This is a genomic window from Achromobacter sp. ACM03 (genome assembly GCF_014851665.1).
GTDB lineage: Bacteria > Pseudomonadota > Gammaproteobacteria > Burkholderiales > Burkholderiaceae_B > Achromobacter > Achromobacter aegrifaciens.
In genome coordinates this window covers 456,464-475,159 of the sequence record NZ_JACVAD010000001.1, presented here as the reverse complement: position 1 = coordinate 475,159, position 18,696 = coordinate 456,464, and the positions used below count along the sequence as shown (strand labels likewise).

At 65.5% G+C, this 18,696-nt stretch carries 19 protein-coding genes and 1 pseudogene; 13 read left to right on the top strand and 7 right to left on the bottom strand.

The genetic code is table 11. The features are described from left to right. The first annotated feature begins 147 nt into the window (after positions 1-147). The 5 genes from IB257_RS02145 to msrA are packed head-to-tail and all read left to right on the top strand — an operon-like array spanning position 148 to position 3,211. On the top strand, positions 148-777 hold the full coding sequence (locus tag IB257_RS02145) for a cytochrome b/b6 domain-containing protein (RefSeq protein ID WP_054456811.1): 630 nt from the start codon (positions 148-150) through the stop codon (positions 775-777). Positions 778-787: 10 nt separating this feature from the next. After that, the gene (locus IB257_RS02140; RefSeq protein ID WP_119451119.1) at positions 788-1,579 is read left to right on the top strand and encodes a molybdopterin-binding protein; all 792 of its coding nucleotides are present in this window, start codon (positions 788-790) and stop codon (positions 1,577-1,579) included. Between the two features lie 42 nt (positions 1,580-1,621). Then, on the top strand, positions 1,622-1,951 hold the full coding sequence (locus IB257_RS02135) for a pentapeptide MXKDX repeat protein (protein ID WP_119451118.1): 330 nt from the start codon (positions 1,622-1,624) through the stop codon (positions 1,949-1,951). Positions 1,952-1,986: 35 nt separating this feature from the next. Then, positions 1,987-2,487: a peptide-methionine (R)-S-oxide reductase MsrB gene (gene msrB, locus IB257_RS02130; RefSeq protein WP_119451117.1), complete on the top strand. Its 501-nt coding sequence runs from the start codon at positions 1,987-1,989 to the stop codon at positions 2,485-2,487. Positions 2,488-2,518: 31 nt separating this feature from the next. After that, on the top strand, positions 2,519-3,211 hold the full coding sequence (gene msrA / locus IB257_RS02125) for a peptide-methionine (S)-S-oxide reductase MsrA (protein WP_192491787.1): 693 nt from the start codon (positions 2,519-2,521) through the stop codon (positions 3,209-3,211). Between the two features lie 75 nt (positions 3,212-3,286). Here msrA and IB257_RS02120 read toward each other — a convergent pair whose 3' ends face one another. Together IB257_RS02120 and IB257_RS02115 are read right to left on the bottom strand one after the other, a co-directional pair. Beyond that, on the bottom strand, positions 3,287-3,457 hold the full coding sequence (locus IB257_RS02120) for a hypothetical protein (protein ID WP_166738482.1): 171 nt from the start codon (positions 3,455-3,457) through the stop codon (positions 3,287-3,289). Positions 3,458-3,722: 265 nt separating this feature from the next. Continuing rightward, positions 3,723-3,887: pseudogene (locus IB257_RS02115) on the bottom strand (nitrilase-related carbon-nitrogen hydrolase); the annotation flags it as partial. A gap of 184 nt (positions 3,888-4,071) precedes the next feature. Between IB257_RS02115 and IB257_RS02110 the strand changes: the two are divergent. Further along, positions 4,072-5,079, top strand: a complete 1,008-nt coding sequence (locus IB257_RS02110; RefSeq protein WP_119451115.1) for a LysR family transcriptional regulator — start codon at positions 4,072-4,074, stop codon at positions 5,077-5,079. On the opposite strand, the gene IB257_RS02105 is transcribed toward IB257_RS02110, so the two are convergent. After that, on the bottom strand, positions 4,960-5,694 hold the full coding sequence (locus IB257_RS02105) for an SDR family oxidoreductase (protein WP_175163744.1): 735 nt from the start codon (positions 5,692-5,694) through the stop codon (positions 4,960-4,962). The two genes, IB257_RS02110 and IB257_RS02105, sit on opposite strands and share 120 nt — an antisense overlap. A 364-nt stretch (positions 5,695-6,058) precedes the next feature. Between IB257_RS02105 and IB257_RS02100 the strand changes: the two genes are divergently transcribed. Then, positions 6,059-6,559: a hypothetical protein gene (locus IB257_RS02100; protein ID WP_054456804.1), complete on the top strand. Its 501-nt coding sequence runs from the start codon at positions 6,059-6,061 to the stop codon at positions 6,557-6,559. 26 nt (positions 6,560-6,585) lie between these two features. Here the strand turns inward: IB257_RS02100 and IB257_RS02095 are convergent, their stop codons facing one another. Next, complete coding sequence (locus IB257_RS02095; RefSeq protein WP_192491786.1) at positions 6,586-7,452, bottom strand: AraC family transcriptional regulator; 867 nt, start codon at positions 7,450-7,452, stop codon at positions 6,586-6,588. 325 nt (positions 7,453-7,777) lie between these two features. Between IB257_RS02095 and IB257_RS02090 the strand changes: the two genes are divergently transcribed. Further along, positions 7,778-9,982 (top strand): TonB-dependent siderophore receptor, encoded by a 2,205-nt coding sequence (locus tag IB257_RS02090; RefSeq protein ID WP_217472151.1) that lies wholly within the window; start codon positions 7,778-7,780, stop codon positions 9,980-9,982. Positions 9,983-10,040: 58 nt separating this feature from the next. Here the strand turns inward: IB257_RS02090 and IB257_RS02085 are convergent, their stop codons facing one another. Then, on the bottom strand, positions 10,041-10,592 hold the full coding sequence (locus tag IB257_RS02085) for a Dps family protein (protein ID WP_013393536.1): 552 nt from the start codon (positions 10,590-10,592) through the stop codon (positions 10,041-10,043). A 192-nt stretch (positions 10,593-10,784) separates the two neighbouring features. Between IB257_RS02085 and IB257_RS02080 the strand changes: the two genes are divergently transcribed. Next, positions 10,785-11,960 (top strand): MFS transporter, encoded by a 1,176-nt coding sequence (locus IB257_RS02080; protein WP_192491785.1) that lies wholly within the window; start codon positions 10,785-10,787, stop codon positions 11,958-11,960. A 56-nt stretch (positions 11,961-12,016) separates the two neighbouring features. On the opposite strand, the gene IB257_RS02075 is transcribed toward IB257_RS02080, so the two are convergent. Both IB257_RS02075 and IB257_RS02070 read right to left on the bottom strand, forming a co-directional pair. After that, positions 12,017-12,229, bottom strand: a complete 213-nt coding sequence (locus IB257_RS02075; protein WP_013393534.1) for a YbdD/YjiX family protein — start codon at positions 12,227-12,229, stop codon at positions 12,017-12,019. A 20-nt stretch (positions 12,230-12,249) separates the two neighbouring features. After that, positions 12,250-14,331 carry a carbon starvation CstA family protein gene (locus tag IB257_RS02070; RefSeq protein ID WP_054456802.1) on the bottom strand — a complete coding sequence of 694 codons (2,082 nt, stop codon included), beginning with the start codon at positions 14,329-14,331 and terminating at the stop codon, positions 12,250-12,252. Positions 14,332-14,646: 315 nt separating this feature from the next. On the opposite strand from IB257_RS02070, the gene IB257_RS02065 reads away from it, so the two are divergent. From IB257_RS02065 to tauA, 4 genes are all read left to right on the top strand, one after another. Beyond that, positions 14,647-16,065, top strand: coding sequence for a cache domain-containing protein (locus tag IB257_RS02065; protein ID WP_054456801.1), 1,419 nt, complete (start codon positions 14,647-14,649; stop codon positions 16,063-16,065). Beyond that, a complete protein-coding gene (locus IB257_RS02060) occupies positions 16,062-16,718 on the top strand; it encodes a response regulator transcription factor (RefSeq protein WP_054456800.1) in 657 nt (218 codons plus the stop codon). Before IB257_RS02065 ends, IB257_RS02060 begins: the two co-directional genes overlap by 4 nt. Before the next feature lie 111 nt (positions 16,719-16,829). Next, a complete protein-coding gene (gene folE, locus IB257_RS02055; RefSeq protein ID WP_119451110.1) occupies positions 16,830-17,375 on the top strand; it encodes a GTP cyclohydrolase I FolE in 546 nt (181 codons plus the stop codon). Between the two features lie 215 nt (positions 17,376-17,590). Further along, entirely contained in the window at positions 17,591-18,619 is a 1,029-nt protein-coding gene (gene tauA / locus IB257_RS02050; protein ID WP_192491784.1) for a taurine ABC transporter substrate-binding protein, read from the top strand. The last annotated feature ends 77 nt before the right edge of the window (positions 18,620-18,696 follow it).

Here is an 18,696-nt window from a genome sequence, read left to right as displayed (position 1 = left end):
GCAGGAAACTCTAAAGGGGTTATGCGCCTATTGTCGCCAATCCGCGCCGCCGAGTTATCACAATTAATTTAAGTTTGCGTGAGGACTTCGGTATCGGCCCCGGGGAAGAATGGCTCCAACGACAACAAGCCCCCCCGGAGTCCCGCCATGCTGGCCCCTCCCGCAAGCCACGACGTTCCGGTCCCGCCGGCCAATGTACCCATCCATCCCGGCTGGCTGCGCGCCATGCACTGGCTCAACGCCCTGGCCGTGGTGGTCATGGTAATGAGCGGCTGGCGCATCTACAACGCCTCGCCCTTGTTCGACTTCGTGTTTCCACGGGAGATCACGCTGGGCGGCTGGCTGGGCGGCGCCCTGCAATGGCATTTCGCCGGCATGTGGCTGCTGTTCTTCAACGGCATCCTGTACCTGGCCATGAATCTGGCCACCGGCCGCCTCTGGCGCAAGTTCTTCCCCTTGAGCATCCGCGGCATTGCCGCCGACCTGGGCGCGGCGCTGCGCGGCAAGCTCGCCCACGCCGATCCGCGCCGCTACAACCAGGTGCAGCGGCTGGCCTATCTGTTCGTGATGCTCGACATCGCGGTGCTGGTGCTTTCCGGACTGGTGCTGTGGAAGTCGGTGCAGTTCGAACTGCTGCGCGAACTGATGGGCGGTTACGAGACCGCGCGCCGCGTGCACTTCATTGCCATGGCCTTGCTGACGGCGTTCGTGGCGGTCCACCTGGTGATGGTTGCATTGGTGCCGCGCAGCCTGATCGCCATGATCCGCGGCAAATAAGGAGCCATCCGTGAACAAGCACAAGCGCCCCTCCCTGCCCGGCCTGGACGGCCCGGCCATCCTCAAGGAAGCCGGCAGGATCCTGGAAAAGCGGGTCGAACAGCCCTCGCGCCGCGCCTTCCTGCGCAGCAGCCTGACCCTGGGCGGACTGGCCATGCTGTCGGGCTGCTCGCTGTCGGACGACGAAAGCGTAGAGAAAGCGCTGACCGCGGTTTCGCGCTTCAACGACCGGGTGCAGGGCTGGATCTTCGACCCCGACCAGTTGGCGCCGACCTATCCCGAATCGATGATCACGCGGCCCTTCCCCTTCAATGCCTACTACGGCATTGACGAGGTGCGGCATGTGGACGAGGAATCGTTCCGCCTGGAAGTCAGCGGACTGGTCGCAGACAAGCGCCGCTGGCGGCTGGAGGAACTGCGCGCCATGGCGCAGATCGACCAGGTGACGCGGCACATCTGCGTCGAAGGCTGGAGCGCCATCGGCAAATGGGGCGGCGTGCCGTTCTCCGCCTTCCTCAAGCGCGTGGGCGCGGACCTGAGCGCCAGGTACGTGGGCTTCAAGTGCGCCGACGACTACTACACCAGCATCGATATGCCCACCGCATTGCACCCCCAGACCATCCTGGCGCTGACCTATGACGGCCAGACGCTGCCACCAGAGTACGGCTTCCCCATGAAGCTGCGCATGCCTACCAAGCTTGGCTACAAGAACCCCAAGCACATACAGGCAATTTTCGTCACCAACACCTACCCGGGCGGTTACTGGGAGGACCAGGGCTACAACTGGTTCGGCGGCAGCTAGGTGGAATCTTTCACGCTTTCACTCTCCATAAAGGAACGCATCATGAAGAAAATCGCTACCACCGCCGCGCTGTCCCTGTGCCTGGCTTTCGGCGCCGCGGCGGTCCATGCCGCGGACAGCATGAGCAAGGACGCCATGGGCGGCGGCTCGATGGCCAAGGACGGAATGGCCAAGAGCGGGATGTCCAAGGATTCCATGTCCAAGGACGGCATGTCGAAGGAAGGCATGTCCAAGGATTCGATGTCCAAGAACAGCATGTCGAAGGACTCGATGTCCAAGGATGGCATGTCAAAGGATGGCATGTCCAAGGATTCGATGTCCAAGGACGGCATGTCGAAAGGCGGCATGTCCAAGGATGGCATGAAGCAATAGCGCCCACCCGGCCCGCCCCTGATCCGGAGCATGTCATGAAACTAGACCGCAGGCATTTCCTGGGCCTGGGCAGCGCGGCGGCCATCGCCGCCGGCCTGGCCCCGGTCCTGGCGGCGCGCGGCGGCCCGGCCGCCGCCGCCCAGGCCTTCCCCTACACGCTAAGCGACGCGCAATGGCGCGAACGGCTCACGCGCGAACAATACGAAGTGCTGCGCCGCGAAGGCACCGAGCGTCCCTACTCCAGCCCGCTGGACAAGGAGTATCGCAAGGGCGCCTACGCCTGCGCCGGCTGCGCCCATCCGCTGTTCTCTTCTTCCACCAAGTTCGACAGCGGCACCGGCTGGCCCAGCTTCTGGCAGCCGCTGGACGGCGCCGTGGGCGAAACCAAGGACCGCAGCTTCGGCATGACGCGCGTCGCCGTGCATTGCGCCAATTGCGGCGGCCATCTGGGTCACGTCTTCGACGACGGCCCGCGTCCGACCGGGCTACGCTACTGCATGAATGGCGTGGCCCTGGCGTTCACCCCGCAGGCCTGAACTCCGGCCGCCCCATCCATCAGGAGACACCATGTCCGCCATCCACCTGCCCCGCAAACTTTGCGCCGCGCTGGCCGCCGCCTGCGGCCTGCTGGGCGCCGCCCCGGCCAGCGCCGCGGAAACCGCCTTCATCATTCCGCCCCCGGCCATGGACCAGCCCGCCGCCGCCGCACCGCAAAAAGCCGTCATCGCCGGCGGCTGCTTCTGGGGCGTGCAAGCCGTGTTCCAGCACGTCAAGGGGGTCAGCTCCGCCGTCTCCGGCTACGCCGGCGGCCAGGCGTCCACCGCCAATTACGATACCGTCAGCGGCGGACGCAGCGGCCACGCCGAAGCGGTCGAGATCACCTACGACCCCGCCCAGGTCAGCTACGGCCAGCTGCTGCAGATCTATTTCTCGGTGGCCCACGATCCCACCCAGCTCAACCGCCAGGGTCCGGACAGCGGTACCCAATACCGTTCAACGGTCTTTCCTGCGGACGACGGCCAGCGCAAAGTGGCCGAAGCCTACATCGCGCAGCTGAATAAGACAGGTGTGTACCCCAAGGCGCTTGCCACGACGATAGAACCGCTGAAAGCCTTCTATCCTGCCGAGGACTACCACCAGGACTATCTCGTGCGCCATCCGTACAGCATGTACATCATGGTCAACGACGTGCCCAAGGTCGAAAACCTGGCCAAGACGTTTCCGCAGCAGTATCGGGACAAGCCTGTGCTGGTGAACTGAAGACGATAAATGGAGCCGGCCGCGCTGAATAAAGTCGGCCGCGCTCTAAACCCTTGCGTAGCAACGAAGGCTCGCTTACGGAGCCTTTATCTCCTTCTTTTCCTCTTTCTCCTTTTTTTCTCCATCGTAATGGGACTTGATGGCGAGAAACATGCCCGTGCCCAACACCAGAAGCTTGAACGTACCGAAGACTACAGGGACCCAAAAATTCATCATTTCCTCAAAACGCTGCTTCAGCAGCTTCATTTACGACTCGCGGGCCAGGCAACGACAAACGACCTCAGCGCCGCCGAGCGCTATCAGCAGGTACCGCAAATAGGAACCGGAGATTTTTCCCCATGCCTTCCTCTGACGCTTGCTTAAAAATGGCAACGCAAAAAGAGGTTGGAAATGGGCAGAGCGAGCGCCATACGCCCTGCAAACAATCGGAGTTTACCGTCGAACTTCATGCAATTTGCTGCACCGGAAACTGCTACGTATCCGCGACCGTATCAGTTCGGCCACGGCGGCTCATGCCTGTCCCGTACATCGCCATGCGCAGTAGCGGCATGTAGTTTTCCCAGCAGATCACGGCACCCAGTTTTCCGCGGGGTGTATCGAACACGGGCATGGTGGAGCCGTCGCCATAGCCCCAGATCAACCGTTCCACGACGGTCGGCATCAATTTGCGTTGCTTGCTGCGCCAGCCGAGCCCAGCACCGGCGCATGCGGTTCGATGCCTTCGGGGTGTCATGCCTGCCCGCGGCCTGAGCTGGCCAAGGGCGCCCGCTATGCCTGAACCGCCCGTCTTGGACCGGAAGTACACTCGGCAGCAGACAGCCACCTGCACACAGGCCCACCCAGCACAACCGCGTACCCACATGTTCCAACTACGACAGCTGAAGATCTTCGTCGCGGCGATGGAAACGTTGAGCTTCACGAAAGCCGCCAAACAGGTGCATCTGTCGCAACCCAGCGTTACGGAACAGATACGGGCGCTGGAAGAGAGCGTCGGCCAGGCGCTCTTCATCCGCCAGAACAATCGCCTGCAACCCACCCCGGCCGCAGAGAGACTGGCCATTCGAGCACGCGAATTGCTTGCCCGGGCCGATGACGCCTTCCGGGAAGTTCGCGACAACGTCGACGATTCAGGAGGCACGATCCGGGTCGCCGCGCCGCAGACCTTGTGCACCAGTGTGCTGGTTCCGCAACTGTTGCGCTTTGCCGGCATGCACCCCGGAACGCAGGTTGCAGTTCAAGAAAGAAACTCCCTGGCGACGGCTCAGGCGGTGCTCGATGGGACGGCCGACCTCGGTCTGGTGCACGGATGGCCGGCAAGCGACGCCAAGCTCCGGGCGCAAGCCATTGCGCGGGACATGCCGGTGGTCGTAATGCCCCCTGGGCATCCGCTATCCGAGGCCGTAGACATAAAGGCCGACGCGCTTGCCGCATTCCCGCTGGTCGTCACGATGGACGGCTGCCGATACCGGGAATACCTGGAGGCCGTGTTGCAGGAAGCCCCGGTGCAGCCGCGTATCCGCGGTGTCGCCGACAGCGTACCGGCCCTGATACAGATGGTGTCCGCGGGCCTTGGGGTATCGATCCTGCCGCGGATGGCCATGGATCCCGCAGCGACAACCGCTTGCGTCCGGTGGCGGCCGTTGTCGACCGCGGGAGCAGGTCTTCCCATCTGCCTGCTCACCTTGCACCGGACGCCTACGCGCCAGGTGGCCGCCTTCATCGAGATGATCCGCCTCGCGGTGACTGGCTCAGACCAGCCGATGGCCGCCATCGACATGAAGCACGGTGCCGGTGGTGTAGCCATTGCCGATCAGGAAGCCGATGGCATCGGCGATATCGCTGCCGGCGCCGACCCGGCCCACCGGTAGCCGCTCGGCCATCGATGCCAAAAGCGGTCCGCTGTCGGCGCCGGCTACGTCATTCCAGATGGGCGTATCCACCCAGCCCGGCGATACGGCATTGATCCGCAGCGGCGCAAGCTCGACCGCCATGGCGCGCACGACACCCTCCAACGCGGCATTGATCGCCGCCACGGCGATGCCCTTCGGCCGGGGCCGGTAGGCGGCAATGCCCGACGTCAGGGTGATGGAACCGTGCGCCGGCATGCGCGGGGCGCCATGTTTGGCCAGCAGAATGGGCGCGACGACCTTGGAGCGGATGGCTCGGTCCAGCGCGTCCAGCGAGAGTTGCGGCAGTAGCTCGTAGGCGCCGCGTATGTCGGCAGCCGTGCAGACCAGATGATCCACCGGACCTGATTCTTCAAACAGCCGCTGCACTTGCGCTTCACTCGTCACATCCGCCTGGTGCAGGCGAGGCGCGCCAAACGCGCGCAACTGCTCGCGCGCCGCGTCGAGCTTGTCGCGGGACCTGCCCACGATCAGTACCTCGCAGTGCATCCCCAGCAATCGCTCGCTGACGGCCAACCCCATGCCCGAGCTACCGCCGACCACCACCACCCGTTGTCCTGCAAGACCATTGTCCATGCTCGTTTCCTTGAAATACGTGTTTGGAGCAGGCGATGGTGGCGCTACGAAGTGCCGGGCGCCAGCAGGAATGTCCGATCGGGGTATCGGCTTGCCCGATGCGGGCGTGTCCAGGTTCCGGCGCTTTGCGTGAATGACGAAAACGGAAAAGCAATGCTGCATCCTGCGCCATCGGCCGCGGCGCGACGCTGGGCGGTATCATGCTGGCCAAGACCGGCGTTGCCGGCACCCTATTGTCGGCAGGCGGAATTGCCGCCATCGCGATGGCGTTCGCGCTGCGGCAACGGTTTCCGGCAACAGCCGGAAGCTGCGATGCCCGCCAATCGCGGGCCTGCCGGCAAACGAGTCCAGGAGAAGTACAGCAGTGAACGATACCCACATACCGGAAACGGAAACCCCCGAAGACCGCAAAGAACAGCTGCCCACGCTGTGGCGCGACGATGGCTGGACCGCCCGGATCATCAAGAACGAGGAAGACGACGGCTGGGCCGTGGAAATGACCATGGACGGCGAGGCCGAGCCGGCCCTGGTCGGTCCATGGACCATGGGCCGCGACAAGAAAAACCCCAAGCCGCTCGACTCCCCGGCCTTCATCACCCTGGTCAAGACCGCCCGGGAAGTCCTGCGCCGCCACGAGCAGCAATTGCACGCGACGCTACACAAAAGCGTGAAGATCGACGCCGCCGCCGGCCGCCTGACCGTCAAGCTGGATATCGTTCCCGACGAAGACGAGCCGTATGCCGTGTTGAGCGCCTACGATGAATCCGGCGAACAACTGGCCCAGACCCATGTCGCGCCGACCTACAAGCTGAGCGTGCAGCGCGCCTCGGAGTGGGCCAGCGGCGGCTTCGGCAAGCACGGCTGACCTGAAACCCCGGCCTCGGCCGCGCCTTAGCGCCGCGCGCGGACCTGCCCCGGCGGCACGCCGAAGCGGCGCCGGAATGCGGTGGCGAAGTTGGCTGCGCTGCCGTAGCCGGCGATGCAAGCCGCTTGCGCGACGCTGAAGCCATCGCGCTCCAGCGCCAACCGCGCGCGCGACAGCCTGCCCTCGCGCAGGTATTGCGCCACCGTGGTGCCCCACATGGCGCGAAAGTGCCGCTGCAGCGTGTTCACGCTGACGCACGCCCGCGCGGCAATTTCCGCCAGCGGCAAGGCATCGGCGCCGCCCTGGTCTATCCATTCCCGCAACGCGGCCATGCGGCGGCGGTCGCGCGGGCTGAGCGGCGCGGCCTCCTCGGTGGCCGTGCCGTGCGCATGCGCCAGCGCCTCGACCACGATGTCGAGCGCGCGCGACTTCTGGTACAGGCGCCACAAAGGCGGCGGCAGCACGGGCGGACGCAACATCTGCTGCGCGGCGGCCACGGCCTGGTCCGATGCCTTCCAGGTCTGCAACGCCAGATGGCGCTGCGCGAACGCGCGCAGCGCCAGTCCCTCTTCGCCGGGAAGATGCCGATCCAGCCATTGCGGCTGCAAGGTCAGCATCACCGTGCGCTCGATATGGCCACGGCATGACTCGCGCAGGAAGGCGTCCGGCCGCAGCGCGGAAAGCATCACCCCTTGCACGCTACCATCGGCGCCGGGCCCCAGGGTGAGCCTGTGTTCCCCCAGCGTCACGTTCACGCGGCCGCCGACCACCAGGGCCAGGTGCAGGCCTGGCCGCACCGCCGCACGCATGCGCGCACCTTGCAGATCGCGCGCGTCCAGCCGCCACAACACCATGCCCGGGTCCAGTTCGGCCAGGTCAGACCAGCCTTCCATGACGGTCTGCGCGCGCGCAGGGACCACAGGCGCCATCCCGTAATGGACGACCCGATGTGCTGATTCCGCAACGGCTACGGGCCGAAGCTCGTCCATGCCGGATTCCGGAGGATTGGCGATGCCGCAAAGCATTGTGGTGCCGGCGCAAAACCCGGCGTGCACTCCCGCTGACATAATTCTGAACGCTTCAAATAGAAATCGTTCTCAATTAAATCATGCACATCCGGCTTTGGGTTGAGCATCTGCGGCGGGCGTTGTGAAAACCCCACCCTGCCCGCCCGGTCCGCATGCTGCGTTGCCTGTGGAGTAGAACTTCGTGCTGTCCCTGTCCAACCAACGCCTGAACTACGCCGCAGCGGCGCTATTCTGCGCGCTTCATACCGCCGGCGCCGCCGCGCAGACGACCTCGACGCAGGATGATCACATCCAGCAGTTCCCCACCGTGCAGGTGCTCGGCACCGCCGAAGAGGAAGTGAAGGAAGCGCTGGGCGTCTCGGTGATCACGGCCGAGGAAATCGCCCGCCGTCCTCCCACCAACGACCTGTCCGACATCATCCGGCGCGAACCTGGGGTCAACCTGACCGGCAACAGCGCCAGCGGCTCACGCGGCAATAGCCGGCAGGTCGACATCCGCGGCATGGGGCCGGAAAACACCTTGATCTTGATCGACGGCAAGCCCGCCACCTCCCGCAACGCCATCCGCTATGGCTGGAGCGGAGACCGCGACACCCGCGGCGACACCAACTGGGTGCCCGCCGAGGAAGTCGAGCGCATCGAAGTATTGCGCGGCCCCGCCGCCGCGCGCTATGGCTCGGGCGCGATGGGCGGGGTGGTGAACATCATCACCAAGCGGCCCACGGACAAGCTCAGCGGTTCGCTGACCTACTATCTGAACCAGCCCGAGAACAGCGACGAAGGCAATACCAACCGGGTCGGCATTCGCCTGAGCGGCCCCATCAGCGACACCCTCAGCTTCCGGCTCTATGGCAACTACAACAAGACCAACCCCGACGCCCGCAACATCAACGCCGGCCGCTCGCTGCTCAACGGCGACGGCCAGGCGGAATCGGCCGGCCGCGAAGGCGTGATCAACCAGGACCTGAACACGGTCTTCTCCTGGCGTCCCGACAACCGTAACACGCTGGACCTGGAAGCCGCCTTCAGCCGCCAGGGCAACCTCTATGCCGGCGACACGATGCTGAACTCCACCACCAAGTTCACCGACAGCCTGTACGGCAAAGAAACCAACGTGCTCTACCGCGAGAGCCTGAGCCTGACGCATCGCGGCACCTGGGACTGGGGTACCTCGCGCGCCTCGATAGGCTATGACTACACCCGCAACGCGCGCCAGAACGAAGGCCTGGCCGGCAGCGGCGAAGGCAGCCCGATGGACCTGGGCTGGTCCACCTCGCGCTTGAAGAACCTGCGCGCGGCGGGCGAGGTCAACGTCCCGTTCAAGCTCGGCTTCGAGCAGGTCGCGACGGTAGGCGTGGAATGGCTGCGCGAATCCCTGGACGATCCCGCCAGCCTGCGCCAGACCTACACGGGCGGCGTCATCGGCGGCGTGGCGCCTGGCAACCGCGATCCCAAGACCACGCAGAACAGCTACGCGCTGTTCGTCGAGGACAATATCGAGGCCGGGGAACGCACCACCCTGACGCCGGGCGTACGCCTGGACCACAACGAGAAGTTCGGCAACAACTGGAGCCCCAGCCTGAATGCCGCCTACAAGGTCACAGAGGCCTTCAGGCTCAAGGGCGGCATCGCGCGGGCATACAAGGCGCCGAACCTGTACCAGTCGAATCCGAACTACCTGATGTACAGCCGCGGCTTCGGCTGCCTGGCCTCGCAGGCGAATCAGAACGGCTGCTACCTGGTGGGCAATGAAAACCTGTCGCCCGAAACCAGCGTCAACAAGGAAATCGGCTTCGAGTACGACCCCGGCAGCTGGCGCATGAGCGCGGCCTACTTCCGCAACGACTACAAGAACAAGATCGTGGCCGGCACGGACATCGCCTATCGCCTGGCCAACGGCGCGCGCGTGCTGCAATGGAGCAACTCGGGCAAGGCCGTGGTCGAGGGGCTGGAAGGCAATCTCTTCATTCCGCTGGCGCCCAGCCTGGACTGGAACACCAACTTCACCTACATGATCCAGAGCGAGAGCAAGGACAATGGCCAGCCGCTGAGCATCATCCCGAAGTACACGATCAATTCCACGCTGGATTGGTTCGCCACGGAAAAGCTGTCGTTCCAGGCCAACCTGACCTACTACGGCAAGCAGGAAGCCCCGACGTTGAACCCGCGCCGCGGCGAAACCATCACGGGCCAGGGGTTGCAAAGCGTCAGCCCCTACGCCCTGGTCGGGTTGAGCACGGGCTACGAGCTCAACAAGAACCTGCGCTTGCGCGTCGGCGTCAGCAACCTGCTGGACAAGAAGCTCTACCGCGAAGGCAACGCGGGCGAAGCGGGCGCCGCCACCTATAACGAACCGGGCCGCGCCTACTACGCGACGGTCACCGCGTCGTTCTAAGGCGGGCAAGCCAGCCGCGCGGCCCGGTGGACAGGGCGCGCGGGGCTCGCCTGCGGCCTCAATGGCCGGTCGAATCCCCTTCCCGGCTGGCTTCGAACAGGAACCAGGTGCGCCGTTCGGTCTCGTCGATCCAGTTCTCGATCAGGCTGGAGCTGGCGATGTCGCGGTGCTCGTCGGTGATGTTGTGCGCTTCGCGCAGTGCCGCGGCCAGGACCTTGTTGTCCTCGCGCAGCTCGGCCAGCATATCCAGCGGCTGCACGTAGTCCGCGTCGTTATCCGAGATGCGCTGCGAACGCGCAATGTGGCCAATGGAACGCAGCGTCGTGCCGCCGATCTTGCGGATGCGTTCGGCGATGGGATCCGTCATGGCGAACAGCTGGTCGCCCTGCTCGTCCAGCAGCAGGTGGTAGTCGCGGAAATGGGGGCCGCTGACGTGCCAATGAAAATTCTTGGTCTTGAGATACAGCGCGAACACGTCGGCGAGTATCTGGTTCAGCGCGGCGGAAATATCCCTGGTGGCCGCCGACGCCAGGTCGGTCGGCGTCGCCAGCGGGCGCTTGCGCCGCTCTTTCAGGGCTTTGGTGGTCTTCTCATCCAGTTTCTTGGCCATGGGTCGCAACTCCTAGGAATGATGGTGAAAACACACGCGCGGCGCGAGGCTTGCTTGCGCCGCGACTTCGCTAGCGTAAATCCGCACGCGTTCTTTTGCCAATGTCCGGGATCAAGGCGCCCTCCCTTCTGAAATCCGGTCCGGCTAGGAGTATGCTACGGCGCGTCAATTCAGCCGGATCCCTCCATCGCTATGCGCGGCAACCCCGACCCCAGGCAAGGCGCCATCGCCCTGCACGGGTTTTACTTCCTGTATTACGGCCTGCAGGGAGTCAGCATCCCCTTTCTGCCCCTGTGGTTCGCCAGCCGCGGACTGGATCCCGCCGTCATCGGCCTGATCGTCGCCACGTCCTTCCTGCCCAAGATCCTGTCCACGCCCGTGGTCGCCCACGTCGCCGACCAGACCGGCCGCGCCCATGCGCTGATTGCGGCGGCGCTGGCGGCGTCGCTGGCGCTGTTCGTCTGCTATCCGTTCAGCAGCGCGCCCGGCTGGCTGTTGGCCATCACGCTGCTGCTCAATGCCGTGTTCCCGGCGGTCCTGCCGCTGATGGACCGCATGGCCATCGCCAGCGGCCGGGCCCAGGGGAGTTCCTACACCGTCATGCGCGCCTGCGGCTCGCTGGGTTTTGCCGTGGTCACCCTGGCGGGCGGCTACCTGATCAAGACGTTCGACGCCGACTGGGTGATGTGGCTGTCCATCGTCCTCATCATCGCCTGCCTGGCCTGCGTGCGGCTGCTGCCTCGGGCGGCGCGCCCCGCTGCGGGCGAAGCGCCCGCGCCGGCGGTCCGCCTGCCCATGCTCGAAGTCCTGCGCGACCGCCCGCTGCTGATGTGCATCGCTGCGGCCTCGCTGGTCCAGGCCAGCAACGGCTTCCTCTATTCCTATTCCACGCTGTACTGGACCGCCAGCGGCCTGTCGACCGCGTTGATTTCCATGCTGTGGGTGGTAGGCGTTGCCAGCGAGGTCCTGTTCTTCTTCCTTGCTCCCCGCATCCTGGCCCGCACGGGCGCGCAATGGCTGATCCTGGCGTCCGCCGTCATGACCGCGATCCGCTGGGCCGGTCTGTCCGCCACCACCGATCCGGCGCTGATCGCGGGCCTGCAACTGCTGCAGTGCTTCACGCTGGCGGGCAATAACGCAGCGATCATGTGGTACATCACGCGCCACGTGCCCGCCGCCATCAAGACGTCGGCCATCGCGCTCTACGCGCTGCTGTCGGGAGGGGTCTTCATGTTCGCCAGCATCCAGCTGGGCGGCGCGTTGTACCGCAGCTATGCGCCAGGGGGATTTCTGGTGATGTCGCTGTGCGCGATCGGGGCGGTGCCTTTGGTGGTCTACGCCGAAAGGGTACGCAGAAAGTCGGTATAACCCGTCGCCGCCTGCGCCCAACGAAAAAAAAGGCCTCGCAAGCGAGGCCTTTCCTGTCAGCAGCAACCGATCCGCTTCTTCCCGCCATAACGCGCGTCCTGGCGCTCGCGGAAGAATGCTTCGTAAGTCATCGGCTCCTGGTCAGGGTGCGTGCGCCGCATGTGCGCCACATACGTCTCGTAGTCCGGCACGCCGACCATCAGCCGGAGCGTCTGCCCCAGGTAGCGGCCGGCGGCGCCGGCCGCGGAACTCATGTTGGTGAACAGCATGCGTCGTCTCCCTGTTGCGCTCAGTCCGCGCCGGCGGCGGCCGGCAGCGTTTCGTACGGCATTTCGCGGGCGGTGGGCTTGTTCTCGTTGCGCGCGCGCTGCACCGAACGCAGGCCGAACACCACGATGCTCACCACCACGAAGATGAAGATCGCGCACAGGCCGGCGTTGATGTAGTCGTTGAAGACCACGCGCGACATTTCGCCCAGGGACTTGGCCGGAGCCAGGACCTTGCCTTCGGCGATGGCCGCGTTGTACTTGTCGGCATGGGCCAGGAAGCTCACGCGCGGGTCGGCGTGGAACAGCTTCTGCCAGCCGGCGGTCAGCGTGCATGCCAGCAGCCACAGGGTCGGCAGCACCGTGACCCAGGCGTAGCGGTCACGCTTCATCTTGAACAGCACCACGGTGCCCAGCGTCAGCGCAATCGCGGCCAGCATCTGGTTGGCGATGCCGAACAGCGGCCACAGCGTGTTGATGCCGCCCAGCGGATCGACCACGCCCTGATACAGGAAGTAGCCCCAGGCCGCCACGCACAGGCCGGTGGCAATCAGGTTGGCAGGCAGCGAGTCAGTGCGCTTGAGCGACGGGGCGAAGGTGCCCAGCAGGTCTTGCAGCATGAAACGGCCCGCACGGGTGCCGGCGTCGACAGCGGTCAGGATGAAGAGCGCTTCGAACAGGATGGCGAAGTGGTACCAGAAGGCCATCATGCCCGGGCCGCCGATGGCCTGGTGCAGGATGTGCGCCATGCCCACGGCCAGCGTCGGAGCGCCGCCGGCGCGCGAGATGATGGTGCTTTCGCCCACGTCCTTGGCGGTCTGGATCAGGTCCGCGGGCGTCACCACGAAGCCCCAGCTGGAGACCACCTGGGCCACCTGGTCGGGCGTGGTGCCGATCACGGCCGCCGGGCTGTTCATGGCGTAGTAGATGCCCGGCTCGATCACGCAAGCCGCCACCAGCGCCATGATGGCCACGAAGGATTCCATCAGCATGCCGCCGTAACCGATGTAGCGGGCCTGGGTTTCGTTCTCGATCAGCTTGGGCGTGGTTCCCGAGGAGATCAGGGCGTGGAAGCCCGACACCGCGCCGCAGGCGATGGTGATGAAGAGGAACGGGAACAGGTTGCCCGACCACACCGGACCGGTGCCGTCGACGAACTGGGTCAGCGCGGGCATCTTCAGCTCGGGCGCGACCACGACGATGCCGATGGCCAGGCCGACGATGGTGCCGATCTTCAGGAAGGTCGACAGGTAGTCGCGCGGGGCCAGCAGCAGCCACACCGGCAGCACCGAAGCGATGAAGCCGTAGATGATCAGGATCCAGGTCAGGCCCTTGCCGTCGAAGTCGAACATGGGGCCGATCACCGGGTGCGCGGCCACGTCCTGGCCGAAGGTGATGGCGGCCATCAGGCCGACGAAACCGATGATGGACACTTCGCCGATCTTGCCCGGGCGGATGTAGCGCAGGTACACGCCCATGAACAGCGCGATGGGAATGGTCGCGGCCACCGTGAAGGTGCCCCAGGGCGAATGCGTCAGCGCCTTGACCACGATCAGCGCCAGCACGGCCAGGATGATGACCATGATCATGAAGGCGCCGAACAGCGCGATCACGCCCGGGATCTTGCCCAGCTCGGACTTGACCAGGTCACCCAGCGAACGGCCGTCGCGGCGGGTCGAGATGAAGAGGATCGTGAAGTCCTGCACGGCGCCGGCGAACACCACGCCGGCCAGGATCCACAGCATGCCCGGCAGATAGCCCATCTGCGCGGCCAGCACCGGGCCCACCAGGGGGCCAGCGCCAGCGATGGCGGCGAAGTGGTGGCCGAACAGCACGTGCTTGTTGGTGGGCACGTAGTCCAGGCCGTCGTTGTGCTTCCAGGCCGGCGTCATGCGCGTCGGATCCAGCTGGAACACGTTCTTGGCGATGAAGCGGCTGTAATAACGGTATGCGATCAAATACACGCATACGGCGGCGATCACCACCCATAGCGCATTGATGGTCTCCCCTCTGGCCAGCGCCACGGTGCCCAGCGCGAACGCGCCCAGTACCGCAACCGCCAGCCAGACCAGGTGCTGACCCAGTCCCTTACTGCTGGTTTGCATAAGTGCTCCTCTAGCCTCCCGCCATGCTTTTGGCGTGAAACGCTTTTATCGTCCCGCGGAAGGCAGACTCATTGTTGTGGGGTGGCGGACGCGCGCGCGTCCACGCAGCGCCGTGTCGACGCGGACGCTAGTATTTCGTTTTGACTACGCAGCAACAAGCGCGAAACTACGCAATTCCGCTACGTGTTACTACGCAATGCGCCGCAGCATGATTTGGCGAAAACCGTAAAATCACGGCTGAAATTTCCCGATCCTGACTGCGGCAAGCAAAATGCTGCGCCGCAATATTCGCGTTCGCGCTGATACAAATCCTTCATGAAGCTGCGCCTGAAAATCCTGCTGCTCGCCGCGGTGCCCTTGCTGGTGGCCGTCGCCGCCATCACGGTGGCCGTCTACGTGCAGGGCCTGCAGCTGGCGCAGCGCGAAAAGCAGGTCGTGGAAAACGCCTGGCTGGCCAGCAAGGAAGGCGAGCTGCGCCACTACGTCAACCTGGCCTACAGCGCCATCGCCCCCCTGCAGGCGGCGGCCGACGATGACGCCACCCGCCAGCGCGCGCTGGACCTGCTGGCGCAAATGGAATTCGGCCACGATGGCTACTTTTTCGTCTACGACCTGAAGGGCAGGAACCTGATGCACCCGCGCCAGCCGGAGCTGGTTGGGCAGGACCTTTGGGAACTGCGCGACACCAAGGGCCAGCCCGTCATCCAGAATCTGCTGACCGCCGCCCGGCGCGGCGGCCAGGACGGCGAAGCGGTGCACTACCTTTGGGAAAAGCCGTCCACCCACCAGACCGAGGAAAAGCTGGGCTACGTGGTGGTGCTGGAGCGCTGGGGCTGGATGCTGGGCACCGGCATCTACCTGGACGACGTGCAGCAGGCGCTCGAGCGCATCGACGCCGCCGCCCAGGCCAATATCCGCAGCATGTTCGCCTGGGTGGCCGGGATTGCCGCCGTGTCCATCCTGGGCGTGGCGGCCTGCGGCCTGGCCTTGAACATCAGCGACCACCGCCAGTCCGACGCCAAGCTGCGGCTGATGGCGCGCCAGCTGGTGCGTTCGCAGGAAGACGAGCGCGCACGGCTCTCGCGCGAGCTGCATGACGGCATCAGCCAGGTGCTGGTGTCGATCAAGCTGTCGCTGGAAGCGGCGCGGGAACGGCTGCGGCAGACGCTGCCGGACGAGCCACGCGTCCTCGCTCATATCGACACCCCCTTGGGCGGCGCGCTGGACCGATTGAATACCGCCGTGGGCGAAGTCCGCCGCATTTCGCACAACCTGCGGCCGACGCTGCTGGACGACCTGGGCCTGCCGGCCGCACTCGAACATCTGGGCCGGGAATTCGCCATTCCCAGCCAGGATGGCGCCCCGCCTCTGGCCGTGCGCCTGCACACCGCCGGGCAGCCGGTGAAGCTGCCCGAGGCCTATGCCACCGCCCTGTTCCGGGTCACCCAGGAAGCCCTGACCAACGTCATCCGCCACGCCGGCGCCACCCGCGCCGACATGACGCTGGCTTATTCGCCACGCGACCTGCGCCTGACCATCGCCGACGACGGCCGCGGCTTCGACTATGCCGAGGTGCAGCAGGATCCGCGCCGCGGCATCGGCCTGCGCAATATGCGCGAACGCATGAACGCGCTGTCCGGCACGCTGACTTTCCGCTCCACTTCCCACGGCACGGTGCTGCAGGCCTGGCTGCCGCTGCCCGCCGCCCCTCTCCCCGCGAGTTCCGACGCATGAACCACAAGCCCGACGCCATCCGGCTGCTGCTGATCGACGACCACCCGCTGGTGCGGGACGGGCTGCGGCTGCGCCTGGAAACCGTGCCGCAACTGCGGGTGGTGGGCGAAGCCGGCAACGCCGCCGCCGCCCAGGCCTTCCTGGCCGCCTGCCTGGCCGAGGACCCGCAAGGAGGCACCTTGCCGCACCTGGCGCTGATGGACCTGAACATGCCCGGCGTGGGCGGGCTGGAATTGACCGCCCTGCTGCACGAGCGCTACCCGCAGATCGCGGTGCTGGTGCTGTCCATGCACGACAACCCCGAATACATGGTGCAGGCGGTCAAGGCCGGCGCGCGCGGCTATCTGCTGAAGGACGAACCGGCGCATGAGATCGTCACCGCCATCGACGCGGTCATGGCAGGCCGCAGCTATTTCAGCGCTGCGGTCGCGGTGCGCCTGTCGCAGGCCACGGCGCCGGCCACCATGCTGACGCAGCGCGAACGCGACGTGCTGCGCCACATCGCCAGCGGCGAGGCCAACAAGCAGATCGCGCAGGCGCTGGGACTGTCGGTGCGCACGGTGGAGACCCATCGCCTGAACATCAAGCGCAAGCTGGGCATAGACGGCCAGGCGGAACTGATCAAGTACGCCGTCGAGAACCGCGGGGTCTGACCCGGGCCTGGACCTGAGCCCAGCCTGATCGTTTTCCCGCGCTGCGGTAGACTTGCAGCACTACGCTACACAGTAAAGCGCCGCAACCAGCGCCGCCCCCAGGAGTCCCCGATGTCATTGGAAAAGAACTACACCGCCATTCTTCAAGAACTAGGGGAAGATCCGTCCCGCGAAGGGCTGGCCGATACGCCCGCCCGCGCCGCCAAGGCCATGCGCCACCTGTGCCGCGGCTACGGCCAGAACCTGGACGAAATCGTCAATGGCGCGCTGTTCACCTCCGACACGCGCGAGATCGTGCTGGTCAAGAACATCGAGCTGTACTCGCTCTGTGAACACCACATGCTGCCCTTCATCGGCAAGGCGCACGTGGCCTACCTGCCCAACGGCAAGGTGCTGGGTCTGTCCAAGGTCGCCCGCATCGTCGAAATGTACGCGCGCCGCCTGCAGATCCAGGAAAACCTCAGCCGCCAGGTGGCCGAGGCCGTGCAGTCCGTGACCGGCGCGGCCGGCGTGGCCGTGGTGATCGAGGCCCAGCACATGTGCATGATGATGCGCGGCGTGGAAAAGCAGAACTCGTCCATGGTCACCTCGGTCATGCTGGGCGAATTCCACGACAATCCGTCGACCCGGGCCGAGTTCCTGAGCCTCATCCGCTAGGCCGATCCCCCTCTCCCCCTTTTGGCGCATATCGCGGGCCCGCCCGCCGCGCCGGCCGCGCCAGGACTGGCGTTGCCGGCGCGGCGGGCGGGCCCGGGCCTTTTTGGCTCCTACTGATTAGGGCATCTGGCCCTAGCGTTCTGGCTCCATCCGGGCAAACTGGCTCCAGCATGCCGGTCGCGCCGGAGCGCGGCCGTTCCCTCCCGGAGATCTCCATGAACGCGATATTCCGCCTCATCCGCCGCTGCACCCTGGCCGGCCTGGCCGCCGCGCTGTTGGCCGCTCCCGCCTATGCCCAGACCAAGCTGGTGGTCGGCTACCAGTTGATCGTGGGGCCATTCCTGACGGCCATCGCCGACGGCAGTTTCGACAAGGCCTTGAAGGACGCCGGCTACCAGGTGGACTGGCGCCAGTTCACCTCCGGCGGCGACATTTCCACCGCGCTGGCTTCCGGCAAAGTGCCGGTCGGTGTGCTGGGCTCCACCGGCATCACCGCGGCCGCCACCCGCGGCGTCGACATGGAACTGTTCTGGATCCTGGACAACATCGGCAAATCCGAGGCGCTGGTGGCGCGCAACGGTTCCGGCATCAACAGCACGGCGGACCTGAAGGGCAAGCGCGTCGCCACGCCCTTCGTGTCCACCTCGCACTTCCATCTGCTGGTCGGGCTGGAACAGGTCTGGAAGATCAATCCGCGCGACGTGCGCATCCTGAACATGCAGCCGCCGCAGATCGTGGCCGCCTGGCAGCGCGGCGACATCGACGCGGCCTACGTCTGGCCGCCCGCCCTGACCGAGATCGCCAAGAGCGGCAAGATCATTGCCGACTCGGAACAGATCGGCAAAGCCAGCGTGCCAACCTTCGACGGCATCGTGGTTGATCGCGCCTGGGCCGCCAAGAATCCGAAGTTCATGGCCGCCTTCACCAGCGTTTTGGCCAAGTCCTATGCGGACTACCGCGCCAACAGCGCCAAGTGGACCGCCGATTCCCCGCAGGTCAAGAGCATCGTCAAGCTGATCGGCGGCAAGCCCGAGGACATGGTCGAAGCGCTCCAGCTGCTGGTCTTCCCGACCGTGCAGGAACAGGCCTCCAATGTCTGGCTGGGCGGCGGCAAGGAATCGGGCGCCGCGCGCGCCTTCGCGGCCAGCGCCCAATTCCTGAAGGACCAGAAGCAGATCGACCGCGCCCTGGCCGACTACAGCCCGCACGTCACCGACAAGTACGCCAAGGCGGCCGAGAAGTAAGGAGCGCTTGCGGCCAAGGCGGCCCGTCCGGCGCCGCCTGCCCAGCGCCACGCAGGGCTGCGCGCAGCCCGTCGCAA

Coding starts and splice junctions, on each gene's coding strand:
- IB257_RS02145 (WP_054456811.1), top strand. CDS start 148: ATGCTGGCCCCTCCCGCAAGCCACGACGTTCCGGTCCCGCCGGCCAAT.
- IB257_RS02135 (WP_119451118.1), top strand. CDS start 1,622: ATGAAGAAAATCGCTACCACCGCCGCGCTGTCCCTGTGCCTGGCTTTC.
- msrB (WP_119451117.1), top strand. CDS start 1,987: ATGAAACTAGACCGCAGGCATTTCCTGGGCCTGGGCAGCGCGGCGGCC.
- msrA (WP_192491787.1), top strand. CDS start 2,519: ATGTCCGCCATCCACCTGCCCCGCAAACTTTGCGCCGCGCTGGCCGCC.
- IB257_RS02120 (WP_166738482.1), bottom strand. CDS start 3,457: ATGAAGCTGCTGAAGCAGCGTTTTGAGGAAATGATGAATTTTTGGGTC.
- IB257_RS02110 (WP_119451115.1), top strand. CDS start 4,072: ATGTTCCAACTACGACAGCTGAAGATCTTCGTCGCGGCGATGGAAACG.
- IB257_RS02105 (WP_175163744.1), bottom strand. CDS start 5,694: ATGGACAATGGTCTTGCAGGACAACGGGTGGTGGTGGTCGGCGGTAGC.
- IB257_RS02095 (WP_192491786.1), bottom strand. CDS start 7,452: ATGGAAGGCTGGTCTGACCTGGCCGAACTGGACCCGGGCATGGTGTTG.
- IB257_RS02085 (WP_013393536.1), bottom strand. CDS start 10,592: ATGGCCAAGAAACTGGATGAGAAGACCACCAAAGCCCTGAAAGAGCGG.
- IB257_RS02080 (WP_192491785.1), top strand. CDS start 10,785: ATGCGCGGCAACCCCGACCCCAGGCAAGGCGCCATCGCCCTGCACGGG.
- IB257_RS02075 (WP_013393534.1), bottom strand. CDS start 12,229: ATGCTGTTCACCAACATGAGTTCCGCGGCCGGCGCCGCCGGCCGCTAC.
- IB257_RS02070 (WP_054456802.1), bottom strand. CDS start 14,331: ATGCAAACCAGCAGTAAGGGACTGGGTCAGCACCTGGTCTGGCTGGCG.
- IB257_RS02065 (WP_054456801.1), top strand. CDS start 14,647: ATGAAGCTGCGCCTGAAAATCCTGCTGCTCGCCGCGGTGCCCTTGCTG.
- IB257_RS02060 (WP_054456800.1), top strand. CDS start 16,062: ATGAACCACAAGCCCGACGCCATCCGGCTGCTGCTGATCGACGACCAC.
- folE (WP_119451110.1), top strand. CDS start 16,830: ATGTCATTGGAAAAGAACTACACCGCCATTCTTCAAGAACTAGGGGAA.
- tauA (WP_192491784.1), top strand. CDS start 17,591: ATGAACGCGATATTCCGCCTCATCCGCCGCTGCACCCTGGCCGGCCTG.